The 19,120-nt window shown below is 71.3% G+C and carries 15 protein-coding genes; 7 read left to right on the top strand and 8 right to left on the bottom strand.

The window, feature by feature from the left end; all coding sequences use genetic code 11:
• Positions 1-3: 3 nt before the first annotated feature.
• Positions 4-780, top strand: coding sequence for an HAD hydrolase family protein (locus tag SFY69_05620; GenBank protein ID MDX2131510.1), 777 nt, complete (start codon positions 4-6; stop codon positions 778-780).
• Here SFY69_05620 and SFY69_05615 read toward each other — a convergent pair.
• The 5 genes from SFY69_05615 to SFY69_05595 form a co-directional block, all read right to left on the bottom strand.
• On the bottom strand, positions 758-1,756 hold the full coding sequence (locus SFY69_05615) for a hypothetical protein (GenBank protein ID MDX2131509.1): 999 nt from the start codon (positions 1,754-1,756) through the stop codon (positions 758-760). The two genes, SFY69_05620 and SFY69_05615, sit on opposite strands and share 23 nt — an antisense overlap.
• Entirely contained in the window at positions 1,753-4,296 is a 2,544-nt protein-coding gene (locus tag SFY69_05610; protein MDX2131508.1) for a prolyl oligopeptidase family serine peptidase, read from the bottom strand. Before SFY69_05610 ends, SFY69_05615 begins: the two co-directional genes overlap by 4 nt.
• A 70-nt stretch (positions 4,297-4,366) precedes the next feature.
• Positions 4,367-5,341, bottom strand: a complete 975-nt coding sequence (locus tag SFY69_05605) for a phenylalanine 4-monooxygenase (GenBank protein ID MDX2131507.1) — start codon at positions 5,339-5,341, stop codon at positions 4,367-4,369.
• A gap of 57 nt (positions 5,342-5,398) precedes the next feature.
• Positions 5,399-6,700: an amidohydrolase family protein gene (locus tag SFY69_05600; GenBank protein MDX2131506.1), complete on the bottom strand. Its 1,302-nt coding sequence runs from the start codon at positions 6,698-6,700 to the stop codon at positions 5,399-5,401.
• Positions 6,697-7,308: a hypothetical protein gene (locus SFY69_05595; GenBank protein ID MDX2131505.1), complete on the bottom strand. Its 612-nt coding sequence runs from the start codon at positions 7,306-7,308 to the stop codon at positions 6,697-6,699. The genes SFY69_05600 and SFY69_05595 overlap by 4 nt, the downstream gene beginning before the upstream one ends.
• Positions 7,309-8,007: 699 nt before the next feature.
• On the opposite strand from SFY69_05595, the gene SFY69_05590 reads away from it, so the two are divergent.
• Positions 8,008-9,249, top strand: a complete 1,242-nt coding sequence (locus tag SFY69_05590; GenBank protein MDX2131504.1) for a pitrilysin family protein — start codon at positions 8,008-8,010, stop codon at positions 9,247-9,249.
• Positions 9,250-9,290: 41 nt separating this feature from the next.
• A complete protein-coding gene (locus SFY69_05585) occupies positions 9,291-11,027 on the top strand; it encodes an iron ABC transporter permease (GenBank protein MDX2131503.1) in 1,737 nt (578 codons plus the stop codon).
• Positions 11,028-11,040: 13 nt separating this feature from the next.
• Here SFY69_05585 and SFY69_05580 read toward each other — a convergent pair whose 3' ends face one another.
• On the bottom strand, positions 11,041-11,592 hold the full coding sequence (locus SFY69_05580; GenBank protein MDX2131502.1) for an FKBP-type peptidyl-prolyl cis-trans isomerase: 552 nt from the start codon (positions 11,590-11,592) through the stop codon (positions 11,041-11,043).
• Positions 11,593-11,667: 75 nt separating this feature from the next.
• Here SFY69_05580 and pdxA point away from each other — a divergent pair, with 75 nt between their 5' ends.
• From pdxA to SFY69_05560, 4 genes are all read left to right on the top strand, one after another.
• Positions 11,668-12,741, top strand: coding sequence for a 4-hydroxythreonine-4-phosphate dehydrogenase PdxA (pdxA, locus tag SFY69_05575; GenBank protein ID MDX2131501.1), 1,074 nt, complete (start codon positions 11,668-11,670; stop codon positions 12,739-12,741).
• Positions 12,742-12,813: 72 nt separating this feature from the next.
• Entirely contained in the window at positions 12,814-13,101 is a 288-nt protein-coding gene (locus SFY69_05570; protein ID MDX2131500.1) for a hypothetical protein, read from the top strand.
• 435 nt (positions 13,102-13,536) lie between these two features.
• The gene (locus tag SFY69_05565) at positions 13,537-15,027 is read left to right on the top strand and encodes an MATE family efflux transporter (protein ID MDX2131499.1); all 1,491 of its coding nucleotides are present in this window, start codon (positions 13,537-13,539) and stop codon (positions 15,025-15,027) included.
• A gap of 80 nt (positions 15,028-15,107) precedes the next feature.
• Complete coding sequence (locus tag SFY69_05560; GenBank protein MDX2131498.1) at positions 15,108-16,046, top strand: DNA-directed RNA polymerase subunit alpha C-terminal domain-containing protein; 939 nt, start codon at positions 15,108-15,110, stop codon at positions 16,044-16,046.
• Between the two features lie 21 nt (positions 16,047-16,067).
• Here the strand turns inward: SFY69_05560 and SFY69_05555 are convergent, their stop codons facing one another.
• Positions 16,068-16,391: a (2Fe-2S)-binding protein gene (locus SFY69_05555; protein ID MDX2131497.1), complete on the bottom strand. Its 324-nt coding sequence runs from the start codon at positions 16,389-16,391 to the stop codon at positions 16,068-16,070.
• A gap of 56 nt (positions 16,392-16,447) precedes the next feature.
• Complete coding sequence (locus tag SFY69_05550) at positions 16,448-19,087, bottom strand: hypothetical protein (protein ID MDX2131496.1); 2,640 nt, start codon at positions 19,085-19,087, stop codon at positions 16,448-16,450.
• Between the last annotated feature and the right edge of the window lie 33 nt (positions 19,088-19,120).

Raw genomic sequence — 19,120 nt, 5'->3', positions numbered from 1 at the left:
CCCGTGCCACCCGACCCCGCCACACCCCGCGCCGCACCCCGCGCCTTCGACGCCATCGTCTGCGACATCGACGGCTGCCTGGCGCCCGAGAGCAGCGCTCCGCTCGATGCGCCCGCGCTGGCGCGCCTCGCGGAGCACAACGTCCGGGCCCAGCGCGAGGCCGACCGCCCGGTGCTGTCGCTCTGCTCCGGGCGCCCCGGGGCGTTTGTCGAGTGCCTGTGCCGCCTGCTGAGCAACACGAGCGTGCCGTGCGTGGCCGAGATGGGCGTCTGGCTGTTCGACCCGCGGGTTGGGCGCTTCGAGATGGACCCGGGCATCACGCCCGCGCACGTGGGCGCCGTCCGCGAGGCCACGGCCTGGGTCGAGCGCGAACTGGTGCCCCGCGGCGTGATGATCCAGCCGGGCAAGAGCGCGTCGCTCTCGCTGTGGCACGCCGATCGGGAGTGGCTGTTCGCGCAGAAGGCCCGCCTCGCCGAGGTCTTTGCGCGCGAGGGGTGGCCCCTGCGGGTCTCGAGCACGGTCGCGTGGGTCAACTGCGACCTGGCGCACGTGAACAAGGACACGGGGATCGCGCGGGCGGTGGCGGGCGCGGGCCTTACGAAGGCGCGCCTGGCGGGGATCGGCGACACGCTGGGCGACCTGGCGATCCGCGAGAGCGTCGGGTGGTTCGCGTGCCCGGCGAACGCGGCCCCGGAACTGAAGGCCCGGGCCGATTACGTCTCGCCGCACGCGGAGATCGAGGGCGTACTCGACATACTCACGCACCTGCCGCGGGGCTGAGGCGTGAGCGCAGGTCCTTGGCACTGCGCTGCAGCAGCCCCAGGTAGCGGTAGACGATGAAGACCACGCCCCAGAAGGCCAGGCCCAGCAGCCCGAGGACTTGAAGCCCATGCACCTCGTTCAGCTTCGTCACGCGGACGACCCAGTTCGCCGCCACAAGGCCGATGATCCAGGGCACGGCCCGCATGAGCCGCTGCAACGACTCGACGGCGGCGCGATTCTCGGTCTGGCGCATGAGGAACGACAGCACCGGCGCCATCGCCGCGACGTGCACCCACAGCAGCACGAGGAATCCCAGCGAGCGCACCTGCTCGACCCAGGGCTCGATCACCGGCAGCACATTGCCCACCAAGGGCGATGGCACGATGCGCAGGCCCGCGATGATGGCCGTGACAGTCGCGATGGCGGCGACCGCGCCGGCCGAAATCTCGGTGCGTCGCAGCCGCACCTCGAGGTGATGCCGCTCCGCGATGTCCGAGAGCGCGGGACGCACGTCCCGGAGCGTGCGCACGAACCACCACGCCAGGGCGGCCGACACCGTCATCACGGCGAACAGGACGACTTCCCGTCCCCCGGCCATGAGCGCCGCGACGACAAACGCCACCGCGAAGGCTCCCCAGGCCAGCGAGATCGACCACCAGCCGATCGTGTGCATCCGCCTCAGAAGCGCCGCCAGTTCGATGACGCGCCCGGCGGGCAACTCCCCCGCCACCAGCGCCCGCGATTCGCTCACCGGACGCGCACACTCCGGGCATACCGCGTCGCCGGGCAGGCCCCGCAGTTCGTACCCGCACCCGACGCACGGCACGGAGGCCGTCGGCGGCAGCACCGTCACGCGGTCGGGGAGGGGCGGGGGCAACCGGGGCGGGAACGGCGCTCGTACCGGCGGCGCGCCTTCGGGCGGCGCGGCTTCCGGCGGCGCGGGCTCGTGCGCGTCGGTGCGAACGGGCACGCCCGTCGACGGCGCGTCGCTCACGGCGCTCCGGCCTCCGGTGCCCCGATGGGCTTGACGTACCGGTCGAACCACTCGACCATCTCGGCGAGCACGTGCCCGACGCTCTCCCGGGCCGCGTACCCGTGGCTCTCGTAGGGCAGCACGACCAGTCGCGCCGTCCCGCCCTGGCCCTTGATGGCCTGGAACAGGCGTTCGGACTGGATGGGGAAGGTGCCGGAGTTGTTGTCGATCTGCCCGTGGATGAGCAGCACCGGCGTCTTGATCTTGTCCGCGAACGTGAAGGGCGACATGTTCACGTAGACGTCGCGGGCTTCCCAGAAGCTGCGGCGTTCGCTCTGGAACCCGAAGGGCGTGAGCGTGCGGTTGTACGCCCCGCTGCGCGCGACCCCGGCGCGGAACATCCCCGCCGGCGCGTGCGCCAGCAGGTTGGCGGTCATGAACGCGCCGTAGCTGTGCCCCGCGACGCCCACGCGGCGCGGATCGGCCACGCCCATCGCCGCCGCCTTGTCGATCGCCGCCTGCGCGTTCGCGACGATCTGCGTCACGAACGTGTTGTTCACCGTCTCGGGGTCTCCCACCACCGGCATCGACGCGTCGTCCATCACCGCGTAGCCCGCGAGCAGCAGGAACAGGTGGCTGCTCCCCGCGATCCGCGTGAACCGGTGCTCCGACCCTTCGACCTGCCCGGCGGTCGACGCGTCGGACACTTCGTTCGGGTACGCCCAGATGATCAGCGGCAGGCGCTCGCCCCCCGTGTACCCGGGCGGGGTGAACACCGTCGCCGACAGCGGCACGCCGTCCGCCCGCGCGTACGTCACGATCTCCTTCTTGATCGAGCGGATCTGGGGCGTGGGGTCCTTAAAGTCGGTCACCGCCCGCGCCTCGCTCAGCCCGCCCCCGGACAGCGTGCGCACCCGCACGTTCGGCGGGCTCGTCTTCGTCTCGTGCGACGTCAGCACCAGCAGCCCGGGCTCGGCCCGGCCCTCCACCACGTCGATCACGCTCTCGTACTGCTCGCCCTCGCAGCGCCACAGGCGCGTCGTCGACAGATCCGCCAGCGACAGGCGATCCAGGAACGGACGCTCGCCCTCGGGCGTCGCCCCGGCCCCGGCCAGGAACACCCCGTCGTCGTGCACCTTGATCACCGTGAAGCCCTGCGCCGTGCGATCGGTGATCGGCGAGCCCGGGTCGTTGTACCGGTCGTTGATCGACCGGTCGAACACCACCCGCGTCTCGCCGGTGCGCGACATCGCCCGGTCGGCCTCGATCAGGTACGTCCGCGTCCAGCGCCGCTCACGCTCGTACTCGCTCAGCATTGCGCGCGACGTCGGGGCGCCGGGCGCCTCTTCCATCCACGTGACGCCGCTGAACCGGTGCTGCACGCGCAGGAACTCCGACGGCTCGCCCGCGAAGGGCGCCGCCCACGTCATCACCCGATCGCGGTGCTCTACCTTCTTCCGTGGGTCGCCGCCGTCCAGCGCCTCGGCCCAGAGCAGCGTCGCCGGACGAACCTCCACCCATTCCAGCCCGCGCGGCCCGGTCTGCACGCCCTGCGTCGGGATCGTGTCGCGCAGCGGCATCCGCGCGACTTCCTTTACCACCCGCCCGTCCGACGCGCTCCAGACCTCCCAGACCTGCGGGAACAGGCTCCACGGCACCAGGAACGAGTACGGGCGTTCCACCCGCCCCACCAGCAGGTACTCGCCCGACGGGCTCGCCGACGCCTCCGCGTAGATCCCCGGCGTGCCGATGTTCCGCCGCGCGCCCGTCTCGACATTCACCACCGCCAACTGCGAGGGCATGATCCAGTCGAACAGCGCCTCGTCGTACGTGTCGGAAAGCAGGTCCTGGTACGTCCGCACCGGGGCGGTCTCGCCCGTCGCGTCCTGCACCACCGGGCCGTCCGGGCGGCGCGGGCGTTCGGGCATCGCCCCGCGCCCCTGCGGCACGAACTTGACCAGCAGGTGCTTCTGATCGGGCATCCAGCGGGCCGTGGCGCCCGACGCACCGTGCACCGTCGCGTCGGTCAGGCGCTTGGCCTTCCCGCTCGCGACGTCGAGCACCCACAACTCCACGCCCTGATCCAGCGTGTTCGTGAACATCGCGAAGCGCCCATCCACCGACCACGACGGGCCCGACAGGTTCGCCTCGCCCCCCAGGTCGACCGGCATCGGCGCCGCCTTGCCGGCGACGTCGCGCAGCGTGAACCCGCTGATGCGCCTGGGCCCGTGCGGCCCGCTCGTCAGCGGGTTCAGCCGCGACCCGCCCAGACGCAGCATCGGCGCCGACAGATCGGACACTGGGGGCAGCCCGCGATAGTGCAGCAGCAGCATGCGCGATCCGTCCGGGCTGATCGACACGCCCGGCGTGGGCGGGGTATCGAGCACCGCCCGGATGGCCTCGGGGGGCTCGCGGTATCCGCCGCGCCCCGCGGGCTGGGCCGCGCTCACGCCCGGGCTCCACAGCGCCAGGCACCCGATGGCGCCGAGCAGGCCCGCACGCACGACGCCCCGGACGCGCCCGCCGCCGGGCGCCGCCCACGATCGAATCTGTGCACACATGGCGACTTCCTCCGCATGGATGAGCGATGCTACCACGATTCGGCGCGCATACGCGGGAGGGCGTCGCCTGTTACCGTCGCCCGGCCGCCGCCAGCCCCGCCTCGCCGATCACTTCCTCGGCGTAGTCGTTCATCGCGTCGCGCAGCTGTTCGAAGCTGTCGAGGACGTAGTAGATCGGCTGGAAGTGGTCGATTTCGAAGTCGGTCTCGCAGATGCGGCGGAGGTCGAACGGGCGCCACTCCGGCACCTCGCGGGGCGTGCAGTCGGGCGTGCCCGCCCCGCCCGCGCGCTCCCACTGGCCCTTGAGGGCGTACTCGCTCTCCGCGTGGCTGCTCACCAGCCCGCTGCCGTACACCTTTACCTGCCCGTCCTCGCGGATGAGGCCGAACTCGACGGTGAACCAGAACAGGCGCGCCAGGTGCGTCACGTGCGTCGGATCGTCGCAGAGGAGGGCCGCCTTCCCGTAGGTCTGCAGGAAGTCGGCGAACACCTTGAGCGTGTGCAGCGGGACGTGCCCGAAGACGTCGTGGAAGATGTCCGGCTCGGGCAGGTAGTCCATGACCTCGCGCGGGCGGATGAGCACCGTCGTGGGGAACTCGCGCTGCGCGAGGCACGCGAAGAACGCCTTGGCCGGCAGGTAGCCCGGCACGCCGTAGCTCGCCCACTCGCTCTGCGCCTGCAGGAACTTGTTGATCCCGTCGAGGCGCGTGCCGCCCGCCACCTTCACGCCGCCAGCGATCTCGATGTCCTGCGCCAGCACCAGGTCGTCGAGCAGCGGGAGGCGGTCGCGCGTGAGGCGGAGAATCCGCATCCCCTCGATGAACTGGCGCGACACCTGCTGCTCGAGCACCGTCCACCGCCGGTCGAAGAGGTCCCGCCACACGTCGTGATCGGCCCGCGTGTACAGCTCGTAGCGCTGCGTGATGTAGAACTTGTCGGCGTCGATCTCCGACGCGCTCTGCCCAGGCGCCGCGTCCGCCGCCGCCTGCGCGATCCGCGCCTCGTCGCCCGCGATCACGTTGTTGTACCGGATGTCCTGGCGCATGTCGCGCACCTCCCGCCGCCCGCGCGGGACCAATCGCCCGGCGCGCGGCCATCCATTCTATGTGGGCGGGGTGCGCTCGAAACACCGCCACGCGTCGGCCTCGCTGATGGCCTGCCTCGGCGCGATCCGCCGTTCCCGCGCCATCCCCGCGCGTCCGCGATCCACCGCCGCCCGCACCGAATCCTCCGGGTTCGCCCGCACGATCGGCACGTCGCTGCCGAACCACAGCAGCTCTCCCGGGCGGCATCCGCTCGCCATGAGATCGCGCAGCGGCAGCACGCGCTCGAGCCGGTCGGCCAACTGCCGCTCCAGCACCTCGATGTCCGTCAGCAGGTGGCACGGCTGCACGCTGCACACCACTCCCAGCCCCGCGAACCGCCCGACGTCCGCCGGGTGCACCAGTTCCGCGTGCTCGATGCGCAGCGCGGGGGTCCCCGGGCGGATCCACACGTGCTTGCCGGGGCCGGCGCGCTCCCATGCGTCGAGCACGGCCCGCACCGCGCCGTCGCCGATCGCGTGCGCCGCCAGGCCGAGCCGGGCCGCCCGCGTCCGGGCGATCGCCCCGTCCAACTGCGCGGGGGTCAGCAGCGCCATGCCCGTCGGGCGCTCGGGCATCGGGTCGGCGTAGGGCTCCAGCATCCACGCGGTGCGGGCGTTGAGCGTGCCGTCCACGAACACCTTGGCGCCCGCCAGCACGACGTCGTCGCGCTGCCACGCCCCTGCGCCCGCCAGCACCTCGTCGAACACTTCCAGCGCCGGGTAGAGCTTGACGAGCACCGGCAGTTCTCCCGCCGACGCCATGCGCGACAACTCCGGGCCCAGCCACGCCGGGCTCAGCAGGTCGTGCACCTCCGAGAACCCCAGCGCCCGCAGGTGGGCGAGCGCGTCGAGCACGACGCGCGCGCGTTCCTCGCCCTGCGGCTCGGGCTCGGCGACCCGCACCTTCCACGCCGCGCTCTCCAGCAGCAGGCCCGTCGGCGTGCCGTCGCGCGCCCGCTCGACCACCCCGCCGGGCGGGTCTGGGTCGGCGTCGGCGATGCCCGCGGCTCGGAACGCGGCGCTCCCCGCGACGAGCGCGTGGTGATCGAACGACATCACGTACGCCGGTCGGCCGCTCGCGATCGCGTCGATTTCATCACGCGTGGGCCAACGAGCGTCGCGCCAGGCGCTGACCCGCGCACCCCGGGCCGCCAGCCAGCGCTTCCCGGCGGGGTCGTCGGCCGACAGCGCATCCGCACGCTCGCGCAGGCGTTCCAGGCATTCCTCGCGCGAGACGCAGTCCGAGAGGTCGAGCGTGCGCAAGGCGAGACCGAGCATCGGGATATGCGCGTGCGCCTCGCGGAGCCCCATCGCGTTCATGCCCGCGCCCCCATGAGGCGTTCGACGGCGCGGCGCGCATCCTCTGCACTGGAGGCTTCATCGTCGAACTCCAGACGCACCAGCCCGAACCTGCCCCGAACCTGCACGCCCCACGGGTCGACGCCCAGCGCGACCGGCGCCGCCGGGCGAACGCCGGCGCGCGCCAGGCACACGTCCGCCAGACGGGCCGCGTCCTCGTTCATCACGCGGCAGAGGTCTCGTTCTATCGCGCCGATGGGGCTGGCGCGGATGACCTCCGGGCCGGACGCGATGACGTCCGCTCGGCGCACCGCCTCGATCTCCAATCGGTACCACGGTGCATGCTCGGGGCGGCCGAAGCTGGCCTCCCAGCGCGCGGTGAGCGCATGCCCCCGGGGTACAGGTGTGGGCACGCCCAGCAGTTGCAGCGCGTCGGCGCCCTCGTCGGGGGTGCAGAGCGTGGCGGACTCGGCGTCGTCGAGCGGGATGGGAGAGTTGAAGACGGGCCGCCCGGACGCGGGATCGACCACGAACTTCACCTCGACCGCGTGCTCGTCGGCGAGCAGCATGCCGCCGGTGCCCGCCCAGAGGAGGCGGCGAAGCGCAGCCATCGGGTCGCGATCGCTCACGCCAGCATTGTGGGTTGGGCGAGACGCTGTGGCAAGGGGTCGCGGCGGGCGAATTGAGGTGGATCGGCGCTCACCGTCGGTTCACGCGCGACTCACGGCGTCGCGGGCGGGGGTTCACGGGGGGCGGGAGGACGTGCAAAACGGAAGCGGGACCGCTGTTCGCGGCCCCGCCCCGTCGAGTTCGTCTGATTGTCGGCGAGCGGCTCCGCGTCAGAATCTCGCGGAGGGCACGCAGGTGGCGTGCGTCGCCGGTTGGCAGGGCCGCGCGGGCTTGAGTGCGAGGCGCGAGCGTGTGCTCGCGAGGGCGCCCGGATGGGACGCCGCGCCCCGCCCGCCGCGGCGAGGCGCTACTTCTTCTTCGCCTTCTTCTTGGCCTTCTTCTTGGCCTTCTTCTTCGCCATGAAATGGACTCCTTGAGAGTGGATCACCGATCGGGGCGGCATCGGCCGCCCGCTTACTTCGAGGCTTTCTTCTTGGCCTTCTTCTTGGCCTTCTTCTTCGCCATGACGCGTTCTCCGTCGTGCGTTCCTGTCGGCGGCGCGGCGCACCATGCCCCGCATACCCCGCCGCTCATGCTGGCAGATTATCGGAAGTCGCTCGCGCGCCGCTTGAGTTCACACGAAAAATTGCAGACGACGATCAACCGTCGCTCGCGCGCCTCTCCGTAGACTCTCCTCATCGTCGCGAGATCGACCCCGCATGAACGACATCACCACCATCACGCTGCCCAACGGCCTCGCGCTCGCCGTCGAGCGCATGCCGGGCGTCAAGAGCGCCGCCATCTCCATCCTGCTCCCCGCCGGCGGCGCCTTCGATCCCGCCGATCGCCTCGGACGCGCCGCCATGTGGAGCGAACTCGTCATGCGCGGCGCGGGCGACCTCTCCTCGCGACAGCAGGCCGACGCCTTCGATCGCGCGGGCGTCTCGCGCACCGCGTCGTGCGGCCCGATCACCTTCCGCATCGCCGGCGTCTTCGTCGGGCGCAGCCTCCCCATCGCGCTCCCGCTGCTCCTCGACATGGTCCGCCGCCCGCGCATGAGCCCCGACGCCATCGATCCCGCGCGCGACCTCGCCCTCCAGGCGCTCGCCTCGCTCCACGACGATCCGCACGAACGCGCGGTCCTGCTCGCGCGCGAGCGGCACCTCCCCGATCCCCTCAATCGCTCGGGCCTGGGCGATGAGCCCGGCCTCCGCGCCATCTCGCGCGACGATCTCCTCGACGGCTGGGCCCGATGCGCTCGCCCGCGCGGCTCCGTCGTCGCCGTCGCCGGAGATGTCTCGCGCGAGAGCGTCCTCGCCTCGCTCGAGCCCCTTATCACCGACTGGACCGGCTCCAACCCCGAGCCCGCGCCCGGAGCCGCCCCCGTTCGGGGCTACTCGCACGAGCAGGACGACACCAGCCAGGTCCAGATCCTCGTCGTCTCGGACGCGCCACCCGAACATCATCCCGACTCCATCCTCGAGAAGCTCCGCGCCGCCGTCCTTTCCGGCGGCATGTCGGGCCGCCTGTTCACCGAGGTTCGCGAGAAGCGTGGTCTGTGCTACAGCGTCAGCGCGTCCTATCAGGGCGATCGGGCCTTCGGGCTCTTCTCGGCGTACGTCGGCACCACCCCGGAGCGCGCCCAGCAGTCGCTCGACGTGCTCCTCGCGGAGCTGGATCGTCCGGGCACGCCCGCGGGCCGCGTCACGCAGGACGAGTTCGACCGCGCCCGCATCGGCATGAAGTCCGCGCTGGTCTTCAGCGGGGAATCCACCGCCGCCCGCGCCGCCGCGCTGGCCTCGGACATGCGCCGCATCGGACGGCCGCGTGCGCTCGACGAACTTGCGGACGCGATCGACGCCGTCACGCTCGACCGCCTCAACGACTACCTGGCCCGGCGCGACCCGGGGCGTCGCACCATCCTGACGCTGGGCCCGCGCGCCCTCGTCGCGCCCGTCTAGGCCTCGCCACCCGGCGGGCACCGGTCGCTACACTCCGCCCCGTGCCCCGATCCCCGGCCCGGTACGCGCGACGTGCATGGCAGTACCTGCTGCTGGGGGCGTGCCTCTGCGCGCTCGGCGCGTTCCTGGTCTACCCCATCATCCTCACCGTGCGGGGCGGGTTCTACGAGGATCCGGCCGCCCGCACCGGCTTCACGCTCTCCCACCTGCGCCTGGTCTTTGAAGACCCCCGGCTGGTGCGTGCCCTCGCGAACTCGCTCACCATCGCGACGCTGACCACCGTGCTGTCGGTGCTCATCGCGCTGCCGCTCGCGGTGCTGTCGGCGCAGTTCGACTTCCCCGGCAAGCGTTTCTTCAACGCGGCGGTGCTCGTCCCGCTGATCTTGCCCCCGTTCGTCGGGGCGTTGGGCATGCGTGCGATCCTGGGGCGTGAGGGGGCGCTGAACGCGTTGCTCGGCACCGACATCGACATCCTCGGCAACGCCGCCATGGCCGGCGTCGTCGTCGTGCAGGCCCTGGGCCTGTACCCCATCATCTATCTGAACGCGACGGCGTCGCTCGCGAACCTCGACCCCGCGCTCGACGAGGCCGGGCGCAGCCTGGGCGCCTCCTTCGCCCGGCGGTTCGGACGCATCACGCTCCCGCTCGTTCGCCCGGGCCTCTTCGCGGGGGCGACCATCGTCTTCATCTGGAGTTTCACCGAGCTCGGCACGCCCCTGATGTTCGACTACTACGAGGTCGCGTCGGTGCAGATCTTCAACGGGCTGAAGGAAGTGGAGAACTCGGCCCGCCCCTACGCCCTCACCGTGGTCGTGCTCGCCATCGCGATCCTGTCGTACGCGATCGGCAAGTTCGCGTTCGGTCGCCAGGGCTACGCGATGCAGACGCGCGCCTCGCGTGCCGGGGCCGCGGCCCCGCTCACGGGGTTCGCGGGGCTGGCCGCCACCGGCGCGTTCGCCCTGGTCGCGTTCCTCGCGCTGCTCCCGCACCTGGGCGTGGTGCTGACGAGCGTGACGCGCCCCGGGGCGTGGTACGCCACGGTGCTCCCGACCGCCTTCACCGCCTCGCACTACGAGCAGGCGCTCACCAGCGCGGACGCGTTCGGCGCCATCTCCAACAGCCTCCAGCTCTCGGCGCTCGCGATGATCGTCGACATCGGCATCGGGCTGCTCATCGCCTACCTCATCGTCCGCACCACCCTCCGCGGGCGCTGGCTGCTCGACGCCCTGTGCATGCTTCCCCTCGCCGTGCCCGGGCTCGTGCTGGCGTTCGGCTTCGTCGCGATGAGCCTGCGCTGGCCCTTCGGCAAGGACGGCCCGCTCAGCGGGTTCGCGAGCATCCTCGCGACCGACCCCAGCCCCGTGCCGTTCCTGATCGTCGCGTACGCCGTGCGGCGCCTGCCGTACGTCGTGCGGTCGACGGTCGCGGGGCTCGAGCAGACCAGCGGCGACCTGGAAGAGGCGGCGATGAACCTGGGCGCGTCGCGGTTCACCGCGGTTCGTCGCGTGATCGTGCCGCTCATCATGGCGAACCTGATCGCGGGCGGGCTGCTGGTCTTCAGCTTCTCGATGCTCGAGGTGAGTGACTCGCTGATCCTGGCGCAGCAGACGGCCGACTACCCGATCACCAAGGCGATCCTGGCGTTCATGGACCGGCTGGGCGACGGGCCGTACATCGCCAGCGCGATGGGCGTGTGGGGCATGGCGCTGCTCACGACGACGATCTTCGCCGCGAGCCTGCTGCTGGGGAAGAAGCTCGGCTCGATCTTCCGGGCCTGACGGGCGAGGGCGATTACTTCACGCCGAGGAGTTCGATCGAGAACACCAGGTCGCTCCGCGCGGGGATGAGCACCCCGCCGTTCTGACGATCCGGGATCTCCTGCTCGCCGTACGCCAACTGCCACGGGATGGTGAGGCGCCGCACGCCCCCGACCTTCATGCCGGGGATGCCCATCTGCCAGCCCTTGATGAGGTTCGAGAGCGGGAACTCGATGGGCGCCTTGCCGCGCGTCGAGTCGAAGACTTTGCCGTTCTTGAGCGTGCCGTGGTAGTTGATCTTGATCGTCGAGCTCGGCTTGGCCTCCGGGCCGGTCCCGACCTTCAGATCCTCCATGAGCAGACAGATGGACGAGGTCTGCACAATGTCCAGCATCGTCCCGTCCGGCGCCTCGGCCTTTCCGGGCTGCGCTCCGCCCGACTCGGTGTTCGTCATCGACGTGTCCTTCCCCGGCGCAGCGGCGCCGGGTTGCGTGGTCGGTTGCCCGCCTGTCTTCTCCGGCTGGGTGGCCATCAGGCCAAGGCCGGCGGCGAGCGAGAGCAGTACGGCAGCGGCGGTCACCTGCATGCGAAGACTCCTGTCTTCCCCCACTCTAGCCCCGCCCCGAAACGCCCCGCCGCCGCCACGCGATACGATCCGCCCGTGACGCCGCTCGTCGCGATCTCCGCAGGCGACCCGGGCGGCATCGGGCCCGAGGTTGTCGCCGCCGCCCTCGCCGATCCCGCGCGCCGCGCCCGCGCACGGTGGCTCGTCTTCTGCCCGGCCCGCGCCTTCTTCGAGGCCTGCGCCGCCCGCCACAGCGACGTCTGCATCCTGCCCGCCTTCCCGTCCTTCACGCTCGACCCCGCGCCGGGCGCGATCACGCTCGTCGAACCCCCCGACCCGCGCCCGCGCGACCCGTTCCCCGCGCACGACGACAGGCGCTCGGGCGAGATCTCGTTCTGGTGCGTGCAGCGCGCCATCGACGCCGCCCTCCTGCCCCGCGACCATCCATCACACGCGCACGCGATCGTGACCGGGCCGATCTCGAAGCGCGCGTGGGCGCTCGCGGGGCACGCGGAGTTTCCGGGGCACACCGAACTCCTCGCCGCCCGCTGCAACGCGCCCCACGCCGCGATGATGTTCCACGCGCCGCCCGCGCCGTCGCCTACACCGGCGCCCGGCACGCCGCCCGCGCTCCCCGCGGGCCTCAACGTCATCCTCGCCACCGTGCATCGCCCCCTGCGCGACGTCCCCGCGCTCCTGACCACGCCGCGACTCGTGCAGATCATCCGCCTCGGGCACGACACCATGCGCCGGCTCGGCGTCGATCGCCCCCGCGTGGGCGTCTGCGGCCTCAACCCCCACGCCGGCGAAGAGGGCCTCCTCGGCTCCGAAGATCGCGACATCATCGCCCCCGCCGTCACGCTCGCGCGCGCGGCGGGCATCGACGCCTCCGGCCCCCACCCGGCCGACACCATGTTCGCCGGCGCGCTCGCCTTCCCGGGCCTCGCCCCCGCGCGCTTCGACCTCGCGGTCGCGATGTACCACGACCAGGGACTCATCCCCCTCAAGACCCTCGCGCGCGACCGGGCCGTCAACTTCACCGTCGGCCTGCCCATCGTCCGCACCAGCCCCGACCACGGCACCGCGTTCGACATCGCCGGCACCCACGCCGCCCACCCCGGCAGCACCGCCGCCGCCATCGACCTCGCGCTGCGGCTCGCGGGGGTGTAGGGGCGCGAGCCCACCGCCTGAACGGGGCGCGATCGCTTCCGATCGCGCCCCATCCTCTCCGATCGCACCCGCTTGAATGCGATTGCGCCCGGTCACTCCCGCTCGCGTTCAGTCACGCCCGCTCATCCATTCGCGGCCCCGACAGGGGCCGCGGCTTGTAGCCACGGCTGGGCCCTGCGTAACTTCACGTGGCAGGAGGGATGCAGCATCTTCACCGTCAGTAAGTCGCAGGAAAAGGCGGCGAAGAAGTACATCGCCGGGCAGGACGAACATCACGAGAAGGAGGACTTCAAGTCGGAGTTGTTACAGATCCTCCGCGCTCATGGCGTGGAGTTCGACGAGGAGTTCGTGTTTGATTGAGTACGTGCGATCAGGCGATTCCTCTGCCCCTTCGAGGCAGAACCGAGAGTGCGTGTCCTCTTCCACGGGTTGCGCTCCGCCCGCGAAGACGCGGGCTTCGCTTCACCCGTGGCTAGAGCCCGGCGCCCCTGCGGGGCGAGGATCGACCGCCTCGCCGCCTCCCTCGCCGCGTGATCACCTGGCCCACCCTTCTCGCCCCCGCCTATCCTCTGCGACCATGGACCAGCGACGGCACATTGCCCGACCGTAGACGACGCCGCGGCGACCCCGCGCGGCCGGGCCGGACGCCCGTGCCGCGGCCCGCGTGTTTCCGCGGCGTGTCCACCCCGACGCGTTTTTCGCGCATCTCACCCATCGCTCGCGTCCTGACCCCAGACAGTCGCTCACCCTCCGCGTGCCGCGCCGTGCGTGTGCCCGCGTCTCAAGGTTTCCGCCATGTCGACCGCACTCGATTCCGCCCACACGCGCCCCGCCGCCAGCCCGTGGCGTGAGACGCTCGCGATCGCGGGCCCCACGGTCGCGACGATGACGTCGTACACGCTGATGACGTTCACCGATAAGTGGCTGGTCTCGATGATCGGCCCCGAGCCGATCTACGTCGGCGCGCAGGGCAACGGCGGGCTGGCGGCCTGGGTGCCCATGTCGATCCTGCACGGCACGCTCACGATCATCAACACGTTCGTCTCGCAGAACATGGGCGCGGGGCGTCCGGAGCGCGGGCCGGCGTACGCGTGGAACGGGCTGTGGCTGGGGCTGCTCTTCTGGGCAGTCTTCCTCTTCCCCTTTTCCTTCACGCTCCCGGCCATCTTCGACGCCGCGAAGATGGACCCCGCGCAGGCGCGCCTCGCGACGCAGTACGGCCAGATCCTGCTCTGGGGCTCGTTCATCACGATGGTGACGCGCTCCATGTCGCAGTTTTTCTACGGCATGCACAAGGCGAAGGTCGTCATGGTCGCCGGGGTCGCGGCCAACATCTTCAACCTCGGCATCAGCTACGTGCTCACCTTCGGGCTCTTCGGGCTGCCCAAGCTCGGCGTCGCCGGCTCGGCCATCGGCACGGTCATCGCAACGCTCGTCGAGGCCGCCATCCCGATGGGCGTTTTCCTCGGGCGCGCGATGAACACGAAGTACCGGACGCGTGCCGCGTGGCGCCCGTCGCTGCCCGTGGTGCGCGACATCGTGCGCCTCGGCTGGCCCGGCGGGATCATGTTCGGCAACGAGATGGCCTGCTGGTCGATCTTCATGGTGTACCTCGTGAGCCATTTCGGGCGCGAGCACGCCACGGCGGGGTGGATCGCGCACCAGTACATGTCGCTCTCGTTCATGCCGGCCGTGGGGCTTTCCGTCGCGTGCACCGCGCTCGTCGGCAAGTACCAGGGCATGGGCCGCAGCGACCTGGCGCAGCATCGGGCGTTCCTGTGCCTGCGGGCGTCGGTCATCTACATGGGGATCTGCGGCGTGCTGTTCCTCGTCTTCCGCGAGGAGCTCATCCGGTTCTTCGTCCCCGGCACCACCGACCCCGAGGCCGTCGAACGCCTCGTGGAGATCGGCTCGGGGTTCCTCATGGCGACCGCGGCGTTCCAGTTGTTCGACGCCGGGGCCATGATCATCTCGGGCGCGCTCCGCGGCGCGGGTGACACCGTCTTTCCCGGGGTGTTCACCGTCATCGCGTCGTGGGTGCTCATCGTGGGCGGCGGGTTCGCGTTCGTGGAGTTCGCGCCGTCGCTGGGCTCGCTGGGGCCCTGGATCGCCGCGGCGGGGTACATCACCGTGCTGTGCATCGCGCTGCTCGCGCGGTTCTTGAGCGGGCGGTGGAAGTCGATCAAGGTTGTCCACGACACCCCGAGCGGGCCGGGGGCTGCCGACCGCACGCCGACCCCCGAACCCGCCGCCGCCGCGGGCGCCACGACCGACGGAATCGTGTAACACGCCGTCCGCCCGGCCCGCCGGTGCCCTCCTATCCTTCCCTCCTGATTTCTCGCCCGCCCGCAGGAGACTTGGCGCCCATGGCCCACGACCCCCTCGACACGGTCATCGGATTCTCGGACACCACCAAGAAGGACGCCGCCGCCGCGGCGAAGGCGCTCACCGCCGCCCGCGCGGCCCTCGCCTCCGGCGAGCGCGAGCAGTCGCTCCACGAACTGCGGCGTGCCGTCAACGCCGACCCCGACAACCCCGAGGCCCTCTTCCACCTGGCCTTCCAGCTTGACCTCTGCGGCGAGGAAGAAGAGTCGCTCGCGCTCTACGAGCGCTGCTGCGACCAGCAGCCCCCGATGGTGAACGCGCTGGTGAACCTCGCCGTCATGTACGAGGACCGGGGCGACTACGCCGCGGCCGAGCGCTGCCTGCGCCAGGTGCTCGACACCCGCCCGAACCACGCCCGCGCCCAGCTCTACATGAAGGACGTTCTCGCGAGCCGCGAGATGGTCGTCGTCGAGGAGCAGGACCGCGACATCTTCAAGCGCAAGGCGCTGCTCGACACGCCGGTGACGGACTTTGAGCTCTCCGTTCGCGCCCGCACGTGCCTGAAGAAGATGAACATCCGCACGCTCGGCGACCTCCTGCGCATCACCGAGGCCGAACTGCTCGCGTACAAGAACTTCGGTGACAGCAGCCTGCAGGAAATCCGCAAGATGCTGAACGCGAAGGGCCTGCGCCTGGGTCAGGGGCTGGAAGACGCCCACCGCGCCGCCCGACGCGCGCTGATCGAGCAGTACAAGGGCACCGGCAAGGAGACCGTGCTGGCCAAGCCGGTCGCCGAACTGCAACTCTCCGTCCGCGCCCGCAAGGCCCTGCAGCTCCTGAGCATCCAGACCCTCGGCGACCTCGCCAGCCACACCGAGGCCGAGCTCATGGGCATCAAGAACTTCGGCGCCACCTCGCTGAAGGAAGTCCGCGAGCGCCTCGCCGAGCACGGCCTGTCGCTCCGCAAGCTCGACTCGTGACCGCGCGGCCCTGAGTCCCCATCACCCCGCGTCCGGCGGCGCCGCCCCGGGAGCGTCTTCGCCCATCGCGCGCTGATCGAGGTCCGGGTCGCGCGCCTGCGTCGCGCGGAACACCAGCCGCGTCCGCGCGTACTCCTCGGGGCTCACCCGCAGGTCCGGCAGCCGCCCTGCTGCGTGCTCGGCGTGCAGGTGTTTCAGGAACGGCACACACCACATGCACGCCGTGCCCGCGCCCAGGCACTCGCTGATCAGCGACGCCACGGTCGGGTTCTCTCGCTTCAAGTACGTGCGGATCTTGCGGAGCGTCACGTGGAAGCAGAGACACACTTCATCGTCGGGGTTCACGCCCCCACGGTAGCACGGGGCATTTTCGCCGGCAGGTTCCTGCGCGTTTCACCGGCTCACGGGCAGGGGCCGCCGGCCACCACCTGAACGAGTGTGGCGATGTCCGACTGATCCACGTTCCCGTCGCGGTTGTAGTCCGCGTCGCGCGGGCTGCACGTGGTGTCGCCCCCCACCAACAGCACCAGGCACAGCACGTCGAACTGGTCGACGCTGCCGTCCTGGTTGAAGTCCGGGTCGCAGCAGTCGGTCACCGCGAGCATCGCCGCGACGCTGCGCGCGCTCCCGCAATCGGTCGTCGCAACGCAATCGATGGTGCCCGAGTCGGCAGGGCCCGGGGCGGTGATGGTGAGCGTGGCGGTCGAAACGCCCGTCGCGACGCCGCCGCCCGGGAGGATCTGCCCCTCGCTCAACGCCACGCCGTTGCGTCGCCAGCGGAGCGCCGCCCCGTCGCTGGCGGACGCTGTGAACATCGCAGTGTCGCCCGCGCACCCGCCCGCGTCCGCCGGTTGATCGACGAACACCGGCGCGGGCGACGCGCGGTACCGCGCGAGATACGGCGAAGGCCGCCCCCCGGCGTCGCGGAAGACGCCGCTTACCCAGAGCACGCCATCGGCGTCGACGAACGTCGACGAAGCTCTGGGCGTCTGCGAGAGGTCGCCGGGCGGCTGCGCACTCGGATCGCCCGGCAGGGCCCGCCAGCCCACCCCGTCGTACCGTGCCACGCGAGCCGTGGGCATACCAGCGACGTTGAACGCCCGCGCCGCGAGCAGATCGCCACGGTACGTGTCTAGCGATCCCGACAGCGAGTTGGTCAGCGTCGTAGTGAACCCTGAGCCCAGCGGGACCCAAGCCCCGTCGCGTCGCTCCGCCACACACGACGAGGACGCGGGAAACCCGCCTTCGCACAGCGCGTAGTCGGACCCGTTCACCCGCCGGAGTTGGACGATGTTCTGGGGCGACCCAGGCACGAACGGCCACGCGCTGCCCGACCACTGATACGAGCCCGCGAGCAGCACCCCGTCGACCGGCTCGATGCACCGGGGGCCCGTGCTCAAGACCCATCCCGTGGACTCCCAAGCCAGACCGGTGTACCGCAGGATGCCCCGGACGCTCCCGCTCACCGCGCCGTTGCCGGTCACGAACAGCGCGCCCTCAAATGTTGCAAAGTCGTACATCTGGCCGGACGGGTTGCCGCTGGGCGATTGAACCGTCCGCCGCCACGCCGTGCCATCCCACACCGCCACCCCGCCCAGGAACGAGCCCCCGTCGGTCGCGGCGAACTGTCCCGCGGCGTACAGGCGTCCGTCGGGCCCCGCATGCAGGTCCGACACGATCTCCCCGGTCGCCGACGTCGTGTTGCTGAACAACCCCTGCCCCATGCCGCGGAACGTCGCGCCGTCCCACCGCGTCACCCCGTTCACCCTTCGCCCGCCCGCCATGCGGAACGGTCCGGCCAGCACGAGGTCCTCGCCCCACTGCTCGAAATCCAGCGCCGCGCCGTCGAGCCCCTTGGCGAACGTCAGCCACTCCGCCCCGTCGTACTCCAGCAGGCAGCTGCGCAGCTGCAGTTCCGTGCCGCCCGTCGCTCGATAGCCCACGTTGAGCCCGCCCACCACCAGCCGCCCCGCGTATGGTGCGAGCGCGAGCGGCTGCTGCAACGGGAACACGAGCAGCGGGCCCGTATCGGCGGCGTGCGTGAACGCGTTGGCGTCCCACTTCGCCAGACGCGTGGGCAACGGCACGCCATTGACAGCCGTCAGGTTCCCGCCCGCGTACAGCACGCCCCCCAGCGACGCGAGCGTGAAGAGCTCGCCGCTCGCCTGGCTGGGCAGAATCGTCCACGACCCGGCGTCACCGTCCCACGAGGCGACCGCCGACCCGTTCGGCAGGATGCCCCCCGCGTACACGGAACCCGAGTGATTCGCGAGGGCGTTCACGCGTCCGCCGGCCGAGGCCAGGCCGGGCATCGCGTGCCACGCCGCGCCGTCCCAAGACGCGACATCCGGCGAGTCGAGCCCACCCGCGGTGGCAAAGTCGCCGCCCACCACGAGCGCGGCCGGCGTGACCAGAAGGGCGCGCACCGTGAGCTGCGCGCCGCCCGGTCCGACCAGCCCCGTCCCCAGGGCACGCCACTGCGTGCCGTCCCATCGCGCGATGCCGTCGCCCGATGGATCGCCCCCGGCGTTGAAGAAATCGCCCGCGGCGAAGAGCTGCCCGTTCCATACGGCCAGCGCCCGGACGCGCCCCGGCAGTCCGCTCGCGAAGGGCTGCCACGCCGTGCCGCTCCACCTCGCGACGTTGAGCACCCCGGTACCCAGGCTGAACTGCCCGCCCACCACGATCTCGCCGTTGAAGACGCACACGCTGTCCAGGTTGAGCACCGCTACGTTCTGGACGAGGGTGGTCCAGCGCGCACCGTCCCACTCGGCGATGCCACGCGCGATGGTGCCTTCGATGTTGTCGAACTGCCCGGCGACGAGCAGCCGCTCGCCCAGCGGGCCAGACCCGTCCGGGTCGTACACGTGCATCGCGCGCACGACCCCGTTGAACGAGCCGCCGTTCGTCAGCGCGGGGGTCGCCCAGCCGTCGAGCCACTCGGTCGTGCACTGCCCGCGCGCGGGCGCGCACAGCACGCCGAGCAGAGCCGCCACGCCGACCCAATACACGCACATGCTCCGGATGCTCGGGGTTCGCATCCGAGCAGTGTACAAGTGACCCGCGAGCCCGCA

It is taken from the genome of Planctomycetota bacterium (genome assembly GCA_033763975.1).
Taxonomy (GTDB): domain Bacteria; phylum Planctomycetota; class Phycisphaerae; order Phycisphaerales; family UBA1924; genus RI-211.
The sequence above is the reverse complement of the archived record's forward strand: the minus strand, read 5'-3'. Positions and strand labels throughout refer to the sequence as shown.

Excerpts from the sequence above, each read along its gene's own strand:
- SFY69_05610 (MDX2131508.1), bottom strand. The coding sequence starts at position 4,296 with ATGTGTGCACAGATTCGATCGTGGGCGGCGCCCGGCGGCGGGCGCGTC.
- SFY69_05605 (MDX2131507.1), bottom strand. The coding sequence starts at position 5,341 with ATGCGCCAGGACATCCGGTACAACAACGTGATCGCGGGCGACGAGGCG.
- SFY69_05600 (MDX2131506.1), bottom strand. The coding sequence starts at position 6,700 with ATGAACGCGATGGGGCTCCGCGAGGCGCACGCGCATATCCCGATGCTC.
- SFY69_05590 (MDX2131504.1), top strand. The coding sequence starts at position 8,008 with ATGAACGACATCACCACCATCACGCTGCCCAACGGCCTCGCGCTCGCC.
- SFY69_05580 (MDX2131502.1), bottom strand. The coding sequence starts at position 11,592 with ATGCAGGTGACCGCCGCTGCCGTACTGCTCTCGCTCGCCGCCGGCCTT.
- SFY69_05565 (MDX2131499.1), top strand. The coding sequence starts at position 13,537 with ATGTCGACCGCACTCGATTCCGCCCACACGCGCCCCGCCGCCAGCCCG.
- SFY69_05560 (MDX2131498.1), top strand. The coding sequence starts at position 15,108 with ATGGCCCACGACCCCCTCGACACGGTCATCGGATTCTCGGACACCACC.
- SFY69_05550 (MDX2131496.1), bottom strand. The coding sequence starts at position 19,087 with ATGCGAACCCCGAGCATCCGGAGCATGTGCGTGTATTGGGTCGGCGTG.